Consider the following 18207-nt stretch of genomic DNA (forward strand, 5'->3'; position numbering starts at 1 on the left):
CAAATGGCTCAGCCTTAATTTGTCAGAATGACAGGTGACTTTCGAAATGCGATATCGCATCAGTGGATCGTCTGGCGGTCGCGGCACGGTACTCCTGGGGGGTGAATGTTGCTGCAAGGGCTGCCAAGCACCAGCGCGGTTAGCGCGAGAACATTAGCGCGCGCTTGACTTCTTGGATCGCTTTGGTCACCTCTATGTTGCGTGGGCAGGATTCGGTGCAGTTGAACGTGGTTCGGCACCGCCATACTCCGTCGACCTCGTTGAGGAGGGTCAGGCGTTCGCCGGCACCCTCATCGCGGCTGTCGAAAATGAAGCGATGCGCGTTGACGATCGCAGCGGGACCGTAGTAGGTGCCCTCGCTCCAGAACACCGGGCAGCTGGTGGTGCAGCATGCGCACAGGATACATTTGGTGGTGTCGTCGTAGCGAGCGCGGTCGGTCGGGCTTTGGATGCGCTCTCGGGTCGGCGGGTTGCCGCTGGTAATCAGGTAGGGTTTCACCGCGCGGTAGGCGTCGAAGAATGGTTCCATGTCGACCACCAGGTCCTTTTCCACCGGCAGCCCGCGGATCGGTTCGACTGTGATGGTCAGGTTCTTGCCCGCTTTTTTTGGTAGTAGGTCGCGCATCAGTACCTTGCAGGCCAGCCGGTTGACGCCGTTAACCCGCATAGCATCAGAGCCGCACACCCCGTGCGCGCAGGATCTCCGGAAGGTGAGTGTGCCGTCCAGGTAACCCTTGATGTAGATCAGCAGGTTTAGCAGCCGGTCGGTGGGCAGGCAGGGCACCCGGAAGCTCTGCCAGCCACCGGTTTCCGCAAATGCATCGGGGTTGTCTGGGTTGAATCGTGCGATCTTCACGGTCACCATCACCGCGTCATCCGAAATCGGCGGTCGGGGAGGTTCGAGCGACTTGACCTCGACAGGTTCAACGGCCATCAGTACTTCCGTTCTTGGGGCTCGTAGCGAGTCTGCACGACGGGTTTGAAATCCAGCGCGATATCGCTGAGCAGATCGGTGCCTTGCTTGTACGCCATGGTGTGGCGCATGTAGTTGGTGTCATCCCGGTGCGGATAGTCTTCGCGGGCATGCCCGCCACGGGATTCCTTGCGGTTCAGCGCGCCAACCACCGTGACTTCAGCCAGTTCCAGCAAAAAGCCCAGCTCGATGGCTTCCAACAAGTCGCTGTTGAAACTTTTTCCCTTGTCGTGCACGGTTATTCGGGAGTATCGCTCCTTGAGCGAATGAATATCGGTGAGCGCTTGCTTGAGTGTTTCTTCGGTACGAAACACCGCCGCATTGTTGTCCATCGTCTGTTGTAGCGCGCCACGAATATCGGCGACGCGCTCGTTGCCGTGCTCGGATAAGATGTTAGCTACCCAGCTGATGACCATCTCCGCTGGGTTCGGTGGCATATCGACGAAGTCGTTGGCTGAAGCATAACTGGCCGCTGCGATGCCGGACCGGCGACCGAAGACGTTGATGTCTAGCAGCGAGTTGGTGCCCAGCCGGTTGGCGCCGTGCACGGACACACATGCGCATTCGCCGGCCGCGTACAGGCCGGGGACGGTCGAGGTATTGTCCCGCAGCACCTGCCCGGTCACGGTGGTCGGGATCCCGCCCATCACGTAATGGCAGGTCGGATAGACTGGGACCAGCTCGTGGACCGGGTCCACACCCAAATAGGTGCGGGAGAATTCGGTGATATCGGGAAGTTTGGATTCTAGCACCTCCTCGCCGAGGTGACGGACATCGATGTAGACGTAGTCCTTATGCGGGCCAGCGCCGCGGCCCTCCAGGACCTCGAGCACCATTGAGCGGGCCACGATGTCACGCGGAGCCAGGTCGACGATTGTCGGGGCATAGTGCTCCATGAACCGTTCGTTCTCGCCGTTGAGCAGCCGTCCGCCTTCGCCGCGCACCGCCTCGGATATTAGGATGCCCAGCCCTGCCAGGCCTGTCGGGTGAAACTGATGAAACTCCATGTCCTCCAAAGGAAGTCCCTTACGGAACACAATCCCGATGCCGTCTCCTGTCAGCGTGTGCGCATTGGAGGTGGTCTTGTACATTCGGCCCGAACCGCCGGTCGCGATCACGACGGCCTTGGTGTGGAAGACGTGAATATCGCCGGTCGCCAACTCGTAGGCCACTACCCCGGTGGTAACTGGGCCGCTCGGGGTTTGGGTCAGGACCAAGTCGAGTGCGTAGAACTCGTTGAAGAACTCCACGTCGTGCTTGACGCAGTTCTGGTAGAGCGTCTGCAGGATCATGTGGCCGGTGCGGTCGGCCGCGTAGCAGGCCCTGCGGACCGGCGCTTTGCCGTGGTCGCGAGTGTGACCGCCGAAGCGGCGCTGATCGATGCGGCCTTCGGGGGTACGATTGAATGGCATCCCCATCTTCTCTAGGTCGAGCACCGCGTCGATAGCTTCCTTGCACATAATCTCCACTGCGTCCTGGTCCGCAAGGTAGTCGCCACCCTTGACGGTGTCGAAGGCGTGCCATTCCCAGTTGTCATCTTCGACGTTAGCCAGCGCCGCGCACATGCCCCCTTGGGCGGCACCGGTGTGGCTGCGGGTCGGATAAAGTTTCGTCAAGACCGCGGTTCGCACTCGGGGGCCGGCTTCTACGGCTGCCCGCATTCCGGCACCGCCTGCGCCGACGATCACCACGTCGTATCGGTGTTGCTGGATCAAAGCTTGCCTTTCGCAGACTTTCAGGAGATGTTGGGATCGAATGACAACAGCACGTAGCTGCCCAGCACCAGCGTGAACCCCATTGACAACAGCAGCAAGCTATTGAGCCAGAACCGCGTGTGGTCTTTGCGGCTGTAGTCGTCGATGATGTTGCGCAAGCCGTTGCCGCCGTGGACTTGCGCCAGCCACAGTAGTGCCAGGTCCCAGAATCGCCAGAACGGTGAAGACCAGCGCTGCGCCACAAAGTTGAAGTCGATGCGGTACACGCCGTTGTCCCACATCAGCATGATGAATAAGTGCCCGAACGCCAGTACCACCAGCGCGACACCCGAGAACCGCATGAACAGCCAGGCGAACTTTTCGAAGTTGGGGATGCCGGCGCGTCGACGCGGTGAACGAGGGTTGTCTAAGCTTGCGGGGCGGTCGTAGCTGCGCTGCCGCACCGGGGCTAACTGGCCTTTTTGGCATGTAGGTTGAACTTGAGGTCTGAGCTGAAGATCGGAGTTGCTCATCGGAAGTGCTCCCACATTCGGAAGTGTTCCCACATGTGTATGCCAATTACCACTCCGGCTGGGACCAAGAGCAGCAAGAAGATGACGCTGATGATCCACAGCATCAACCGCTGGTGGCGGGGGCCTTCAGACCAGAAGTCGATCAGGATGACCCGGATCCCGTTCAACCCGTGGAATCCCACCGCGGCCACCAGGCCATACTCCATGAAGCCGACGATCGGGGCCTTGTAGGTAGAAAGCACCGCGTTGTAGGTCTGCGGGTTCACTCGCAACATCGCAGCGTCCAGTACGTGGACGAATAGGAAGAAGAAAATGGTCGCGCCGCTGATACGATGCAGCACCCACGACCACATACCGGGATCTCCCCGGTATGTGGTCGTGGGTGGTCGCCGTCTGCGCGATGATGCTGCTACTGGTCTCGATGTAGCCGGATTCGCGGGTGTCGCCGTTGTCCTCACCTCATTCAATACCGCTATCAAAGTAGTTAGCCGGGTAATCGAGCTTAACGTGGCGAGAATGTGCACGGTACCAACAGGCTGATCCAGACCCGTGTGTGGAATATGTCTCATATGTGTGGGTCTGTGTTCTGAGTGCGAGCTGGTTGCTCCCGGCGAACCGTTATTCAGCTCGCCTACCGAAACTACAGAATACCTCGGCCCAGCAATGGCGTAAAAGCTGTAGCGTGGTTGGAGCGTTGGTGACACACCGCCGGAGCCGTGATCGTTGATCATCGATAGAGTCGCCCGATGAATACGCCATTGCACCTAGAAAACATCAAGCAAGCGCCGAAGGCCCTGCTGCATGACCACCTTGACGGTGGGCTGCGCCCAGCGACCGTGTTGGATATTGCCGGCCAGGTCGGCTATGATAGGCTCCCCGCTACCGACGTTGAGTCGCTAGAGACATGGTTTCGCACTGCTTCGCACAGCGGCTCGTTGGAGCGCTACCTGGAGCCGTTTTCTCATACCGTGGCCGTGATGCAGACACCAGAGGCGTTGCACCGCGTCGCTTATGAGTGCGTGGAAGACCTCGCCGCTGATTCGGTGGTCTACGCCGAAGTCCGGTTCGCTCCGGAGCTGCACATCGACGAGGGGTTGTCGTTTGATGAGGTCCTCGCAAGCGTGCTGGCGGGTTTTGCTGACGGTGAAAGGGCTTGTGCCGCCGAGGGCAATGCCATCACAGTGCGCTGCTTGGTCACAGCGATGCGGCACGCGGCAATGTCGCGGGAGATCGCCGAGCTAGCGATCCGGTTCCGGGACAAAGGAGTCGTCGGATTCGACATCGCTGGTGCTGAGGCTGGGCACCCTCCGACTCGGCACCTCGACGCTTTTGAGTACATGCGTAGTAATAATGCGCGCTTCACTATTCATGCGGGTGAGGCGTTCGGGCTGCCATCTATCCACGAGGCGATCGCGTTCTGCGGAGCTGACCGGCTGGGCCACGGGGTGCGGATCGTCGACGACATCGACGTTGATCCTGGTGGTGGCATCCGGTTGGGTCCCCTGGCCTCGATCCTGCGGGACAAGCGAATACCGCTGGAGCTGTGCCCCAGCTCGAACCTGCAAACCGGCGCGGTGGCAAGCATCACCGAGCACCCGTTTGATCTGCTGGCCTGGGCACGTTTCCGGGTGACAGTCAACACCGACAACCGGCTTATGAGCGACACGTCGATGAGCCTGGAGATGCACCGCTTGGTGGAGGCGTTCGGCTACGGTTGGGGTGATCTCGAACGTTTCACCATCAATGCTATGAAGTCGGCGTTTATTCCGTTCGATCAACGGTTAGCAATAATCGATGAGGTTATCAAGCCTCGGTTCGCCGTGCTGGTCGGATAGCGTTGGGGCAGAACGCTATTGGAGAACCGGAAGCTACGAGGTTTGGGGGCATGAACATTAATTGAATTGCCCTTCCTGGGATCGATGTTGCTCACGGGCTTTCAGCATGGATGGTTGTTCTTGTTCGTCGTGTTGGTAGTGGTGGGTGTGTATCTTGCTCTGCGGTTCACTCGGTGCCGGTAGGTTTTGCGATTCGCTGACGTGGACGTGCTGGTGCGTGTCGCGCCAAGCTGCTCCGGTCGGTGCTGGTACCTGCTGACGCTTCTGTTCGCCACGTCGTTGGTACTGCTGACGACGGCCATTGCGGGTCTGATATAACAATGTTTGGATTAGACTTAACTGCGACTGCGCGTTCGTGATGTTGGTGATTGATGTCTAAGAGTCGATGACCGTTACCGATGTCGCGCCGAGTTGATTGGTCGCAGCGCAGCAGGCCGATAAGCAATTCACCGACGAGGTGACGCCGGCTATTAACTTTGGGCTGGTGGAGTTTGTGGCTACCGCTGCCCTGCTGGTTGCCTCAACGACGAACTGTGGCGCTGTGAAGGCGGCGATCGACAGCCTGCGAGCTGCTCCGAAAACCTCAACCGGGACCGCATCTCCGCCGCGTTGCAGACATAGTAGCCCCGGTCGGCACGGTGATGGGAGGCGGCGAAGGCCCGCTACATCGCGCGGATCGTCTTGGAGTCGGACGGCGCCGAAAACGAGCCCTTGGACCTCAACGGCCCTGCAGAGAACTTTCACCGCGGCGCGGACGATAATAAATCTGGGGGGTAGTGGCAGATATATTATTGACTGTCTCCTTCGGCATGTGCGACGGCTCCGTGTTGTACAACGACGCCGTCATTCCGGTTCTGGTGGTCAATCAAACCCTGCAGAAGATCTGCGAGATCACCGACGGTCAAGTATTCCACGCCTACGATCTGGACTCGCTCAAGCAGGTCTATTCGACTCTGCAGCGGCAGATTGGCTATGACAACTGTGGTCGCGACGCAGCGCAGCCTGGATCTTGCTGGGTGCGGTCATCATGGTTGGCGCGGTACTGGCCGGCGTGTTCTGCAACCGCAGGCTGTCTGCCTGATCGATCAGGTCAGAAGTCGCCGGTTGATCAATGTCGCCCACCCGGTAGCGATGATTGCTGTGATGATGTTGAGGCGCAGCCACCCGACACCGTGCGCGGTATCCGATCTCACCCCGGATGATGTCCTAGCTCCAATTGAGTTTGCTGATGTTTGTGGCACTTTAGGACTTACCTCCTGCCAGCCGGGCGATCGGAGCTATCTGCTCGGTTGATATTGGGCTAGCTACCAGTTGCTGGCCCAGCGTGCTGATGCCGCCCTGCGTTCCGAACGCAAGAGTTGAGATGGTCACCCCCTGATCTTTGGCTTGGCGTGCCGCAGTCTATCCACTGTAGTGGAGATCCTTGGGATCTGATGGCTTGTTTTCCCGCCATCGACAGGAGTATGGTCCAGGAAGGCTGCGCGGAGGATATCTCCACCGGTTACGCTCGAGGCTTTGATTGCATGCAGTGTGGTCAAGATTGCCTCACCGGTCTCAGTGCCGTGGTCAAACTGTGAAGTTCTGCAACCTGTCAATGGTTGCATAGTGCCGCGGGGTCGGGGTATAACCAGGTGGGGCGTTCCCATGAAGCCAACCAGGCCCGAGATGATGCCTGGTGTCAGGCCTACTAGCGAACTGTGTGGTCGCTTTAAGCCGTTTGAGGTTGACGTCGGTTAGCCTGTATCGACTATGACATGTCGATGGTCACTATGACGACGGCGCGGCTGCGTGGCATATGCATGTCGTGGGTGGGTGTAGCCAGCGCCACCGGTAAGCAGGGTCGGGCATAGCAACTATACCATGATGGGAAGGTGCCGGCACGGCGACCTATGGTACCGATGCTTCGGTGAACCGGCTTAGGCGTCGTCCGCGTCGTTACTGTACGACGACATCGGCGAGTAGGGTCAGCGGCACTAAGCCGAACAGGAACGTGCCCGGTCGTTGGAACTCAAACAGCGGTAGCGGTCTGATGTTAGGAAGTGACATTAGGTTAACTTTCTCGTCTGCCGGCGGGTAACCGCCGACAGACTCGCTGCGTCAGCAGAACGCAACCTTTATTCGAGTCGTAGCCGCGATTCCACGAACTGTTCCAACTTCTCCCATTCCCGTACCGCCGCAGAATACGGGGCGACCGGCTTGTCAACCGCGCTGGGACTCAACACATGGGCCACCAGCTTGCCCAGCGGACGATTCGTTTCCAGCGCCGTGTCTACGGCGCTTTCCTCGGAGTACTGGCCGATATCGCGGAGCAGCTCGACAGCCAGGTCCAGCTGGTCACGGTCCACGGCGTCCGGCCCATCAGCCAGATCGTCGCTTAACCCGCTGAGAACGTAGATGTTGTCGTCGGTGATGTCGATTGCCAGCGAGCCGTCCGTGGCGGCGGTACGGATGTCGTCGTAGGTGCTCAGATAGGACAAGTCATGGTCGTGCTCGTCTGCTAGGTAGCGGGCCAGCGCCCGCTCCGAGCTGAATACGCTGATCCGACCGTTGCGGCCCAGGAAAATTGGATGATCGTCCAGGTAGCAGCGCAGTGTGTAGAAAGTGCCGGCCCCCGTCATGATCCGGACCGGGTCGATACCCACCTGTAGCCAAAAGTCTTTGTCGCTGCCCAGCACGACGGTGTCGCCGGCCGTACGGCTTTCGTCTTCGGTGTCGTCAGAGTTGTTTGCCTGAGCGGTCGCGCTATCGGCACCATCCTCGTCATCCGGCTCTACCTCCGGCTCTACGGGCTCCTCGGCTAGTTCGTCGGCGGCTTTGGCCGACATCGCAGCGTTGACCCTTGGGGTGCTGATGACCTTGTCAATCGCGCTCAGCACGTCATCCCAGCTTCGCCCGATGATTTCGGCGATCGAATTCCAGCGTCTCTGGCCGGCTCTACCGGTGAAATGCTCGATTCCGCCTGACACCGCGCCTAGGCTAGGATTGCCATTGAAGAATTTCGACACTGCGGGTAACTCACACACCGAACCGATGGACGCCACGATCGCCAGCGTTGCTGCCAGCGTGGTCACCGACTCGGCGGTCGGCTTCTCGGCGACCAACTCCTCGACAACGACCAGATCGAACTGATTGTCCTCGCTAGGATCGAGCTTGTGTGCGTGAACGGAAGTCAGGTCTTTCCACGCGGGGTGGTCGACCAGATCGTTGTCGGAGTCGGTGCGCACAAATGCGACTAGGTCAGCGACTGTCTCACAGGCATACAGGTTGTCGTCCTTGCCGAGAAACGCCTCCCATTCATCGCCGCCGTCGCGCCAACGGGGTGCCCATACGGTGTAGCGATCACCAGCGGGCAGGCTCAGGCAGATGGGCACGAGGTCTGCAACCATGCGGCACAGGATAGCGGCAGCTCGAGACGGTGCCGGATCTAGTCCACGGGTAGCTCAGCCCGCCGGTGATTACCCGGCCCAGATGTTGGTGATTGCCGCAGCACTGGTGGCGTGACCCGTTTTGGGTAGCCTGTACATCTGCTCTAGGATGAAAAGCAATATTGTAGTGGCTGATCTGTTCGTTGTATGTCCCCGGCTGCACATGTGCGCCATAGCACAGGACACAATGGGGATTTGATTGTGACTTGGTGTTGTCGTCCTCGTCCCAAGGCCATAGTGAACAGGCTATTGTTGGTCACCACCCAGTTGGCGTGCCCGGAAAGGGTGGCCAGTTGAGCCAGGCATCGGCCACCACTATCGAGCTGCTATGCATGTTGTTGCCGTCGTTGGGAATGACGAACGACACAGTCGGCAGGGCTGGCCTAGTTGTCTATTGGAGAGGCAGAGAATGGCACTGAATTCGTTGTCGGTACATTGCTGAAGTTGACTCAGGTGCATGCTTGCGTTGGTACTTGCCTGCAGCACAGACCGGGGAACTGGCCGCGGGCAAGTTTTTGGCGACCCCCATGAATTGTGTAGCAGGCGGTGAGTAATGCAGAACCCAGGTTGGGAAAGGCATCGCCATTGAGCGTGCATCGGTTTTCCGCACCCCGAACGTGTCGTCGTCGAACAGCGCCGAATAGTTCGGTTCGTTCGGGTGTGTCTCCGCGAATGCTTGGGCCATCATTGCGCTGTTAGCGGCCAGCGAGTCGAGGAAGGGAATCGATTAGTTCCTGATGACGTTGTCCTGCGAGTGGTTTTCTTCCACTACGCCTACCAACATGTGTGGGGCCGGAAGTGTTGCTGCGGCAAGGCCGACACGAGGGACCAATGAGCAGCCCATCCGCCCGCATACCAGCATGGCTCCGAACATCCGGAAGGCTCGAATGCCCAGCTCATTAGCCTTCGCGGGGATTCACTCGGGGAATATATGGTCAGGGTTGACCTGCTTAGGGCGAACAACTAAGTGTGTCAGCTGGGCTAATTCCGATTGTTATACGGGTCCAACCCTGTGGACGTCCGTGTCATCGACCACCCGCTGGCCACCGCCCGGCTGGCGGTGCTGCGGGACGAATGCACCGGCTTGCTGTGTTCCCGGCGGCTTTGCGTGGATTGACGTTGATGCTGGTTTACAGGGCTACCCAGGACACGCCTTGTGAAACATTTTCGATCCTAACGCCGTTGACTGAGATGTTAAGCGTCCGGTTGGCCAGACCGCCGCTACTGGTTCCGGTGCTGCGCACCGGTCTGGGCATGGTCGATGAGGGTCATGTTGCGTTACCCGAAGTCCAGGTTGGGTTCGTCGGTTGCCAGTGATGAGGTGACTCATCAGCTGGTCCTGTATCTGGAATCGCTGCTTGACGACCTAATTGTCCAGCCGGTAATGGTTCTTGACCCAATGCTGGCCATTGGCGAGTCGATGCCACACACCACCGGTCTGTTGCTGCGCCGCCAGGCAACAGAGATCATTGTGTTCTTTGTGGTGGACCCACCGGCGGGCCTTACGGAAGTAGAGAAAACGTTCCCAAAGCACAATTATTCTCAGTGCCGCCGTTGACAAGGGACTCAACGAAGCAATCACTATATTGTGATTGTGCCGGGTTTCGGTGACGCCAGCGACTGCCAATTTGGGCCCCGCTGACTCACCTGAGAATCACCACTGCTGCACCAAGGTGACTAGCTCGTCGCGCAGCACCCTGGCCCGTTGTCGGGTGGATGGTAGGTTGCCAGCCACCGAGCAGCGAACTTCCAAGTAGCACTTTAACTTCGGTTCGGTTCCTGATAGCCGCACCACTACCCGGACCCACGTGTCATCATCACCGCCGGTGAAGATTAGCGCGTCGGTGATATCGGTAGTGGTCGCGGTGAACCCGGCCAGCTGACTCGGCGGGGCTGCGCGTAGCCGCTGAATCAGGTCGACAGCCTCGTCAACTCCCGTTTGTTTGGGGCCAATGCGACGTGATATTGCTGTAACGTCGTGCACGCCGTGGCGTAGGGCGAGTTGGTCAAGCATGTCGGGCACCGAGCGGCCCTGCTTGTGCAGTGCGGCAACCAGATCGCACACTAACACCGCGGCGCTGATGCCGTCTTTGTCGCGTACGGCAGTGGGGTCGACACAATGCCCGATAGCTTCCTCATAGGCGTACACAAGAGTGCCCGGCAGGTTTGCGTCGGCGCGCGCCAGCCACTTGAAGCCGGTGAGGGTCTCGACGTGGACCGCGTTGTAGTGTGTGGCGATTGCTGGCAACATACGCGACGACACCACGGTACTGGCTACCACGGCGGTTTCCGGCTTGTCGGTTTGCGACAAAATGTAATCGCCTAGCAGCCAACCGGTTTCGTCTCCGGACAGCATCCGCCATCCCGAGTTGGTGGGTATACCAACGGCGCAGCGGTCGGCGTCGGGGTCCAGTGCTATCGCGACGTCGGCCCCGACATGGGCGGCCAGGGCCAGCAATGCGTCGGTGGCGCCGGGCTCCTCCGGGTTTGGGAACGCGACGGTTGGAAAGTCGGGGTCGGGCTCGAACTGCGCCGCTACGGTGTGCACGTCGTCAAAGCCGGTGCGCCGCAGCGTCTCGACGGCTACCGCACCGCCCACTCCGTGCATCGGTGTAAGGGCAACCCGAACTGAACCGTTGGAGCGCCGTACCGCGGCCGCTCGCTGAATATAATGGTCAACCAGATCGGAGGCGCTGTTTTCACTGGGGTTTACGGGTTTCCTGGTGATCTGGTCGGCCAGGGGAGCAGCGGCCATCGCGTTTTCGATTTGGTGGTCAATGGGAGAGATGATCTGGATGCCGCCGTCGAAATACACCTTGTACCCGTTATCGGTCGGCGGGTTGTGCGATGCTGTGATCTGGATCCCGGCCGCGGCGCCGGTATTGCGCACCGCAAACGCCACCACCGGCGTGGGTGCCGGATTGGGTAGCAGCAGAACGGAAAAACCTTCAGCGGCAAGCACCTCAGCGGTCGCAGCGACGAATGCCGCCGAGCCGTGCCGAGAGTCGCGCCCGACGATTACGGTTGCAGGCCGCGAGCCCGCTCGTTGCAGGAGCACCTGTGCCACGGCCCAGGTCGCTCGCAACACCACCGCTAGGTTCATGGCGTCGGGGCCGCCGCGCACTGGTCCGCGCAAGCCCGACGTGCCGAAGCGCAGTGCACGGGTGAACCGCGCCGCAAGTTCATCGGGGTCGCACGCGGCCAGCTCGGCGGCTGTCTGTGGGTCGGGATCGTGCGTGATCCACTCTTCGGGTGTCACGGCAGCCTTCAAAACCGGGCTATGATGTCGGCCAGCAGGGACCCGATCCGGTTCGCTGACGCAGTCCCCGCGGCAAGCACCTCAGCATGGTTAAGTGGCTTGCCGGTGATCCCGGCCGCCAGGTTTGTCACCAGTGACACGCCCAACACCTCAGCGCCCGCAGCCCGTGCTGCGATGGTCTCGTGCACCGTTGACATGCCCACTAGGTCAGCACCCAGCATCCGCAGCATCCGGATTTCCGCGGGAGTCTCATAGTGTGGGCCGGGCTGGGCCGCGTACACGCCTTCGGTCAGTGTCGGGTCGGTGTCGCTGGCGAGTTTTCGGAGCCGCGTTGTGTACGCGTTGGTTAAGTCGACGAAGTGCGTGCCGACTAGCGGCGAACGTGTCGTCAGGTTCAGGTGGTCACTAATCAGCACCAGTTGGCCGACCGCCATGTCTGCACGCAGTCCGCCGGCCGCATTAGTGAGAACGATGATGCGTGCACCGGCCGCGCACGCCGTGCGTACTGGATGGACGACGTGCCTAAGGTCATGCCCCTCGTAGGGATGGATGCGACCGGCCAGCACCAACACCCGATGCGCGCCAATACGCACCGACAACAACTCGCCGGTATGCCCGGCTGCGTTGGGCGTTATGAACCCGGGCAGCTCGGCCTGGGGGAACACGGCTCTCGATGAGCCGAGCGCTGCAACCGCCGAGGACCATCCCGATCCGAGGACGACTGCGACGTCGTGCTTAAGGATACCGGTGCGCTCACCAATAACCTGGGCGGCCCGCCGAGCGAGTTCGTCGGGATCGAGCAGGGTGTAAGTCACAGTCGGCGAGCTTAGCCCAGCGACGATGAGTGCCGGAACGGCGTGAGTGACGAGTGAGCCATCATTGTGGTCAGAGCAGCTGCAGGTCGGTGCGATACTGCATGGGTGCCCACAGTAACAGCGTTTGACCAACGTCGAGTATGGAGTGTGGCGTCGTGGTGCCGATCTTGTGGATTTGTCGTACGCAATTCATGCTCAGCTGGAGCTGACGTTCGCCTAACGCCGTAGCTGTGCCAAGACGCAGGCGCTGGTAGCCGAACGTGGTTTCGTGATCACCGTGCCCACCTGTGGTCTGGACACGGCGTTTCGCGCGACTGTAGGCAGTGGTCTCCTGCCCGTCGGGGTGTGCGCCGAGTATGATGGGTTGTCCGGGATCGGACAGGACATGCTTGCGGCCGCAATATCCATCATCCATGATCGCGGCGTCGGTGTTAGGTACCGCGATAGCGCTTGTTAAGCTTGTTAAGGTAGCCGGCGGCCTGGGTCTCACCGTGGCTTTAAAGTGGGGACTTCCACCGAGGAAGTTGGCAGTGGTTAAAGTGCTCATGTTGCAGGCCAGGAGGTGCGACGATGTCGCGGTGGCGGTGATGGTGCATCCGGGGCCGACCGACCGACATCGCCACGGCCCGTTCCTGGAGTTGTCTGAGCTCACGATCGAATACCTGGGCAAGGAATCGCATGCCGTCGTCGCGCCGCCCTTGGCGGGTTATCATAGCTGATGCGGTCGTCGTAGCGCCAGGTGGTCATTGTGGTGCTGCGGCAGCAGTTGGCGCCAGGGCAACTGGTGTGCCCGGCATGGTCACTAACGGCGGGGCAGGCGATCAATGTAATCCCGCGGACACGCGGCGTAATCCCGCGGACACGCGGCGGTTGTAGTATGCGATGCGGGCGGTCAACTCGGATTCGCTGTGTGAGCTGGAGAGTAGAACGGTTACGTGCTTTGCTGTGGGCGTGTTAGCAGGTGGATGTGAATACGAAATCGACCACACTGTAATGGCGGCATATGCGAAGTTGAAACCAGACTAATGGTTACCTGACGTGTACTGCGAGGAGGTGCGCTAACTCGGACGCGAGTCGGTGGCGCCTGACGTCAAGACGCGGCCTCCGCTGGGCAGCACTGCTATGGGGAAACGTGACACAGGTGCTGCCGGGGATGCACCGGTGATCGGTGTGAACGCCGCCGGAGCCACGGTTCATCAGCGCGCCTTTGCCGCAGTCCCGCCAGTCCCAGCGGCGACCACGCAGTCCTCGACGGTGCGGTCATGCTGGCGCACACGACTGTTTGCCTCGTCCGAAACTCTTGATGAGCGTGACTGGGTGCTGGCGGCGCAGCAGCGCAGAAGTTTGAGCCCCGTCGACACAGCCGACTCTTGGCCAAGCTCCCCACTACGACGACCTGGTCGCGTGGCGCCGCCACATCCACCGCTATCCGGAGTTGGGTCGCTAGGAGTTTGCCACCACACAGTTTGTCGCCGAGCTGCTGGCCGATGCAGGGTCGAACCCCAAAGTGCTGCCTGGGTGGGACCGGCTTGACTTGCGATTTGTGTCCTGAACCTGAGCCCAGGATCGCGCTGTGTGCCGACATGAACGCGCTTCCTTTAGCGGAACGTACCCGCGCCCCGTATGCCTTGACGATGCCTAATGTCGTGCACGCCTGTGGCTGTGATGCGCACACCGCCAGCCTGCTCGGTACTGCAGTGGTTTTGGTGTCGGTGCAGGAAATAGCGCGGTCGGCGTGCGATTGATCTTCCAGTTTGCCGAAGAGCTGATGCCCGGCGGTTCTGATCGATGCCATCGTCACTGGGAGTGCGAATTTTCGCTTTGCACTGCGAGCCCCGACTCTAAGTGGGCAAGGTCGCGGTCCGACACGGTTCCATTACCTCGGCCGCCGACTCGATAGAGATCACACTGTATTCGCCTGGCGGAAAACGTCCCGCTCGCACCTCACTGCCGACTTGGTCTACGGGCTTGGCGCACTCATTACTGGGTTGCCTGGAGTGCTGTCGTTCCGCGTCGATCCGCGCAATAGCACCGTATTGGTGTAAGCCGTGGTCAACGCGGGCGTGGTCGCCAACGCCATACCCCAAACCGGCGTCTTAACTGGTACATGGCACACCAGCAGCCGGCAAACCTAGGTTGAATCTTGAGGGGATCAGCCGCCAGTCTGCTTCCGCGTTACTGTCGCCATTGGCGATCGAATACGTCCTACAGTATCAGTGCGGTGCACTCCTTGTCGTGGACGAATATATCTCGATACCCATCCTGACCCACAATATGCTTGAAGCTGTTGGCCCTGATGCGCTGGTCGATACCCGCCAGTCCGAAGGCCGGGAGGATTCTGGAGGAAATTCCTGGTGCGGTGGCCCGACTGGGTGTGTGGCCGGATGGGGGCTGCAGTTGGATCTGCATCAGCCGACGTTTGACCTCGACGAGCTGGCATTGGCTATTGGACTGCGGGTGATGGTCAACATTTTGAGCAGGCTGTGTCCTTCTAGCCACGAGAGCGCGTGTCTGCAAAAAGACAAACCGCATCTTTGGCATTCTACGGACGTTCGCGAGGTCAATTGTGGCATCGGCGACTCCCCCGACGATTGTCAGCATATACGCAGAGTTCAGCTGACTACTTGACGTCCAAGATGGAGTCGTTAGGTTCAGCCCAGGAATTGACATTTCTCCACCGGCAGCGGCTTGGAGGTACAACTCAATTGTGTTGCACTGCTGAAGGTTTTGCGTGGTGTCTATAGTCGTGGCGAAATGACTACGGCATTATGGCTGTGCGGGTTGGACGTGGCGGCCGGCACGACAGTGGCGGTGTGCCTGGGCACTGCCGCCGCTGCCTACGGCTTAAACACCGCTGGAACCCCCGATCTGCATGTGCTCAATCACTGCGGCCACTGCTTGCTTGCGTTCGGCCGACTGTCTGATTGTGCATCGCCGCGAAGGCGCGCCGTTGATGTTGTTCGCGGGACGACCGGCCACGACGCTTTCCTGGACAGCTATCGAGGTTGCTCGCACACTGCGCTGGCGACGCTCGACGCCGCGCTGCGCAGTGACACGTGCACCCGCGTCGACCTACATAGAGCTTATAGAGCTGTCGACCGATAGTCTGGTCGGCGGGGTATCATCACCGTACGCTAGCTGCTGGGTTTGGCTTTGTCGCAGGCTGAGTCATCGATGGAGAACGAGGCACGGCTGGTTACGCTCGATGGCGGGTTGCCCCGGCCAGTCCTGCAATACGAGATCGAGGACTTGATTTGGTGACTTGACTTCGCCTGGTCCTAACTACCGCCGTCGCCGCCGAGTACGGCGGCCTCGACTGGTGGTACAGCGGGCGGGAGCATTGCTCCAGGATCGACGCGTACTGGCCGCTAAAGGGCCTGTGCTGGTGGGATGGTGCCCACTTAGTGGTCGAGTACGTCATATCTAGGCTCTAGGCTGGGCGAACTTGTCCGCTAGCTCGAGACGATGTAGACGATGTTACGGTTACGTCGGGCGGCATCCGTCCGCTAAATGCCGGCTACGACGGCGTGTCGGCGAACAGACACGGGCCTCGCGAAATTCCTAGGCTGTAGTCCCTGGGCCTATGTTGCGGGCCGGGCGCGTGCGCAGATTGTGGACATAATCGTTTGGAGCCCCGGCGATTTCGGCGGCATCGGCCATGACGCCCAGGTACCGTGCCGACGGTAGCCCGCCCTCCCAGGAATCTAGCACGTATAGCCATGCAAGCACCGGGTCGATCGTGGTGTCGGAGGATTCGCGCTCCACTCGGCATCGAATCTTCTTATGGACGCCGAATTCGGAGCCTTCCCACCGGTCAAGGTTCATCTCGTCCGCCGGCGTCATGTCGTAGAGGACGACGAAAACCCGCGAATCTGGGTCCTCGACGACCGTGGCCAGCGCGCCTTCCCAACCGATATCCTCACCACCGAAGGTCAGGCGCCATCCGGGCAGCCAGCCTGTCCCGGCCATTGGTGAGTGCGGTGCACGCTTGAGCATCTGCTCGGGATGCATGTTAGGTCCGTAAGCGGCATAAAGCGGCACGGGGAAAGCTTAATCGGCACGCGCCCGCTTGGCGTTCAACCAATGGTTTGGCCGGGCCGCGGGGGCTCGGCTCCGGTTCATTCCGCGCTGCATGCGGAGTGCATCGTCGCTAAGTTAGGTTACAGGTTGTGGTGACCCAGATCGCGATTCTCGGGGGAGGTCCGGCCGGTTACGGGGCTGCACTGGTAGCAGCGACCACGTCACGCCCGCAAAAAGCCCAAGTAACCGTGATCGACTCCGGTGGCATCGGTGGGGCGGCTGTCTTGGGCGACTGCGTACCGTCCAGGACGTTCATCGCATCCACCGGGCTGCTCAGCGAGCTGTACCGAGCGTAATGGCTTGGCTTCAACATCGACGATGCCAAATTCTCGTTGCCTGGCATTCATGCCCGCGTCAGGGCGCTGGCCGCGGCGCAGTTGGCCGACGTTACTGCCCAGTTGCGCAACATGGGCGTAGACATGCTTGCTGGCCAGGAATAGGCTGGCTTACTCAACTCCGGGTTTGGTTCGTCACCACAATCGAAAGTGACCGCCGCTGACGGGAGCACTAGATGAATACGACGCCGACTTTGTGTTGATTGCCACCGAGGCCAGCCTACGGATCCTGCTGTCGGCTTAGCCGGACGGCGAACGCATCCTGACCTGGCGGCAGTTTTACAACTTGGCGGCGTTACCTGACCACTTCATCGTGGTGGGTTCAAGGGGACCACCGGTGCTGAGTTTGTCAACGCTTACATCGAACTGGGTGTGTTGGTGATGGTGGTGGCTAGCCAGTACCACGTTGTTGCCGTACGAGGACGCCGACGCAGCGTTGGTCTTGGAAGGGTCGTTCGCTGAACGTGGCGTCCGGTTGTTCAAGAACGCGCATGCGGAATCGGTTACCCGCACCGACACCGGTTGTCTTGGTGAAGATGATCGACGGCCGCACCATTGAAGGTAGCCACGCCCTTATGACCATCGGGTCGGTCCTCAACACCGGTTGTCTTGACCTGGATCGGGTCGGCCTCGAGTTGGGGCGGGGCAACTACTTGACGGTGGATCGGGTGTCGCGGACATCGGTGCCCGGTATTTACGCGTCAGGAGGACTGCACCGGCCTGTTGCCGCTGGCGTCGGTGACGGCGATGCAGGGTCGGATCGCGATGTACCACGCGTTGGATGAGGGCGTCAGCCTGATCCGGTTACGCACCTTCGCGACAAAGGTTTTCACCAGGCACGAGATCCCAGCGGTGGGGATGCCGTAATTGGCGGTCGACAACTGTTTGGTATTTGCCCGGACCATCATGCTGCCGTTGCGGACCAATCCGTGGGCGAAGATGTTCGAGGCGCGTCATGGGTTCGTCAAGATGTTTTGCTTCCCATCTATCGGTGTGGTAATCGGCGGCGTGGTGGTGGCGTCGATCGCCTCCGAATTGATCCTACCGATTGCCGTGGCGGTGAAAACCGGATCACCGTCAACGAGTTGGCGCAAACACTAGCCGTTCACCCATCGTTATCCGGCTCGATCACCGAGGTCGCGCATCACGCTGACAGCACATGATGATCTGGACTAAGGCCGATCTTTGGTCGACTGACGAACTAGCCTTGGTGGCACACTAATTTAACTTTAACTTACCGACGAATAACCGAGGAGTC

Annotated in this window: 12 protein-coding genes and 5 pseudogenes; 7 read left to right on the forward strand and 10 right to left on the reverse strand. The window is 60.1% G+C overall.

Annotation, left to right across the window (positions count from 1 at the left end):
• Nucleotides 1–139: 139 nt before the first annotated feature.
• From ML_RS03525 to sdhC, 4 genes are read right to left on the reverse strand one after another with little or no spacing between them, the layout of a single operon-like run.
• Nucleotides 140–934: a succinate dehydrogenase iron-sulfur subunit gene (locus ML_RS03525; protein ID WP_010907879.1), complete on the reverse strand. Its 795-nt coding sequence runs from the start codon at nucleotides 932–934 to the stop codon at nucleotides 140–142.
• Nucleotides 934–2688: a succinate dehydrogenase flavoprotein subunit gene (gene sdhA, locus ML_RS03530; RefSeq protein ID WP_010907880.1), complete on the reverse strand. Its 1755-nt coding sequence runs from the start codon at nucleotides 2686–2688 to the stop codon at nucleotides 934–936. Before sdhA ends, ML_RS03525 begins: the two co-directional genes overlap by 1 nt.
• A 20-nt stretch (nucleotides 2689–2708) precedes the next feature.
• Nucleotides 2709–3200, reverse strand: coding sequence for a succinate dehydrogenase hydrophobic membrane anchor subunit (locus tag ML_RS03535; protein WP_010907881.1), 492 nt, complete (start codon nucleotides 3198–3200; stop codon nucleotides 2709–2711).
• On the reverse strand, nucleotides 3197–3553 hold the full coding sequence (gene sdhC, locus ML_RS18660; RefSeq protein WP_041322498.1) for a succinate dehydrogenase, cytochrome b556 subunit: 357 nt from the start codon (nucleotides 3551–3553) through the stop codon (nucleotides 3197–3199). The genes ML_RS03535 and sdhC overlap by 4 nt, the downstream gene beginning before the upstream one ends.
• A 393-nt stretch (nucleotides 3554–3946) precedes the next feature.
• On the opposite strand from sdhC, the gene ML_RS03545 reads away from it, so the two are divergent.
• Nucleotides 3947–5035 (forward strand): adenosine deaminase, encoded by a 1089-nt coding sequence (locus ML_RS03545; protein ID WP_010907883.1) that lies wholly within the window; start codon nucleotides 3947–3949, stop codon nucleotides 5033–5035.
• Between the two features lie 776 nt (nucleotides 5036–5811).
• Complete coding sequence (locus ML_RS15245) at nucleotides 5812–6237, forward strand: vWA domain-containing protein (RefSeq protein ID WP_231846714.1); 426 nt, start codon at nucleotides 5812–5814, stop codon at nucleotides 6235–6237.
• Between the two features lie 40 nt (nucleotides 6238–6277).
• Here the strand turns inward: ML_RS15245 and ML_RS17260 are convergent, their stop codons facing one another.
• The 3 genes and pseudogenes from ML_RS17260 to ML_RS14230 form a co-directional block, all read right to left on the reverse strand.
• Nucleotides 6278–6406, reverse strand: coding sequence for a hypothetical protein (locus tag ML_RS17260; protein ID WP_269147061.1), 129 nt, complete (start codon nucleotides 6404–6406; stop codon nucleotides 6278–6280).
• A gap of 743 nt (nucleotides 6407–7149) precedes the next feature.
• A complete protein-coding gene (gene satS, locus ML_RS03560; RefSeq protein ID WP_010907884.1) occupies nucleotides 7150–8421 on the reverse strand; it encodes a protein export chaperone SatS in 1272 nt (423 codons plus the stop codon).
• A gap of 69 nt (nucleotides 8422–8490) precedes the next feature.
• Nucleotides 8491–9322: pseudogene (locus ML_RS14230) on the reverse strand (alkaline phosphatase family protein).
• Between the two features lie 150 nt (nucleotides 9323–9472).
• Here ML_RS14230 and upp point away from each other — a divergent pair.
• A pseudogene (upp, locus tag ML_RS03565) lies at nucleotides 9473–10102 on the forward strand (uracil phosphoribosyltransferase).
• A gap of 12 nt (nucleotides 10103–10114) precedes the next feature.
• Here upp and ML_RS03570 read toward each other — a convergent pair.
• On the reverse strand, nucleotides 10115–11719 hold the full coding sequence (locus tag ML_RS03570) for a phospho-sugar mutase (protein WP_041323714.1): 1605 nt from the start codon (nucleotides 11717–11719) through the stop codon (nucleotides 10115–10117).
• An 8-nt stretch (nucleotides 11720–11727) separates the two neighbouring features.
• Nucleotides 11728–12534, reverse strand: coding sequence for a purine-nucleoside phosphorylase (locus ML_RS03575; protein ID WP_010907886.1), 807 nt, complete (start codon nucleotides 12532–12534; stop codon nucleotides 11728–11730).
• 105 nt (nucleotides 12535–12639) lie between these two features.
• Here ML_RS03575 and ML_RS03580 point away from each other — a divergent pair.
• The 3 genes and pseudogenes from ML_RS03580 to ML_RS17795 form a co-directional block, all read left to right on the forward strand.
• A pseudogene (locus ML_RS03580) lies at nucleotides 12640–13878 on the forward strand (zinc-binding metallopeptidase family protein); the annotation flags it as partial.
• Nucleotides 13879–15018 (forward strand): annotated as a pseudogene (locus ML_RS03585) (amidohydrolase); the annotation flags it as partial.
• A 270-nt stretch (nucleotides 15019–15288) separates the two neighbouring features.
• Nucleotides 15289–15639 carry a hypothetical protein gene (locus ML_RS17795; protein WP_145985174.1) on the forward strand — a complete coding sequence of 117 codons (351 nt, stop codon included), beginning with the start codon at nucleotides 15289–15291 and terminating at the stop codon, nucleotides 15637–15639.
• 456 nt (nucleotides 15640–16095) lie between these two features.
• On the opposite strand, the gene ML_RS03595 is transcribed toward ML_RS17795, so the two are convergent.
• Nucleotides 16096–16575, reverse strand: a complete 480-nt coding sequence (locus tag ML_RS03595) for a gamma-glutamylcyclotransferase (protein WP_010907887.1) — start codon at nucleotides 16573–16575, stop codon at nucleotides 16096–16098.
• 128 nt (nucleotides 16576–16703) lie between these two features.
• Here ML_RS03595 and ML_RS03600 point away from each other — a divergent pair.
• Nucleotides 16704–18125, forward strand: a pseudogene (locus ML_RS03600) (NAD(P)H-quinone dehydrogenase).
• Nucleotides 18126–18207 lie beyond the last annotated feature (82 nt).

The sequence above is a fragment of the Mycobacterium leprae TN genome (genome assembly GCF_000195855.1).
GTDB lineage: Bacteria > Actinomycetota > Actinomycetes > Mycobacteriales > Mycobacteriaceae > Mycobacterium > Mycobacterium leprae.

Coding starts and splice junctions, on each gene's coding strand:
- ML_RS03545 (WP_010907883.1), top strand. CDS start 3,947: ATGAATACGCCATTGCACCTAGAAAACATCAAGCAAGCGCCGAAGGCC.
- sdhC (WP_041322498.1), bottom strand. CDS start 3,553: ATGTGGTCGTGGGTGCTGCATCGTATCAGCGGCGCGACCATTTTCTTC.
- ML_RS03535 (WP_010907881.1), bottom strand. CDS start 3,200: ATGAGCAACTCCGATCTTCAGCTCAGACCTCAAGTTCAACCTACATGC.
- ML_RS03525 (WP_010907879.1), bottom strand. CDS start 934: ATGGCCGTTGAACCTGTCGAGGTCAAGTCGCTCGAACCTCCCCGACCG.
- satS (WP_010907884.1), bottom strand. CDS start 8,421: ATGGTTGCAGACCTCGTGCCCATCTGCCTGAGCCTGCCCGCTGGTGAT.
- ML_RS17795 (WP_145985174.1), top strand. CDS start 15,289: ATGACTACGGCATTATGGCTGTGCGGGTTGGACGTGGCGGCCGGCACG.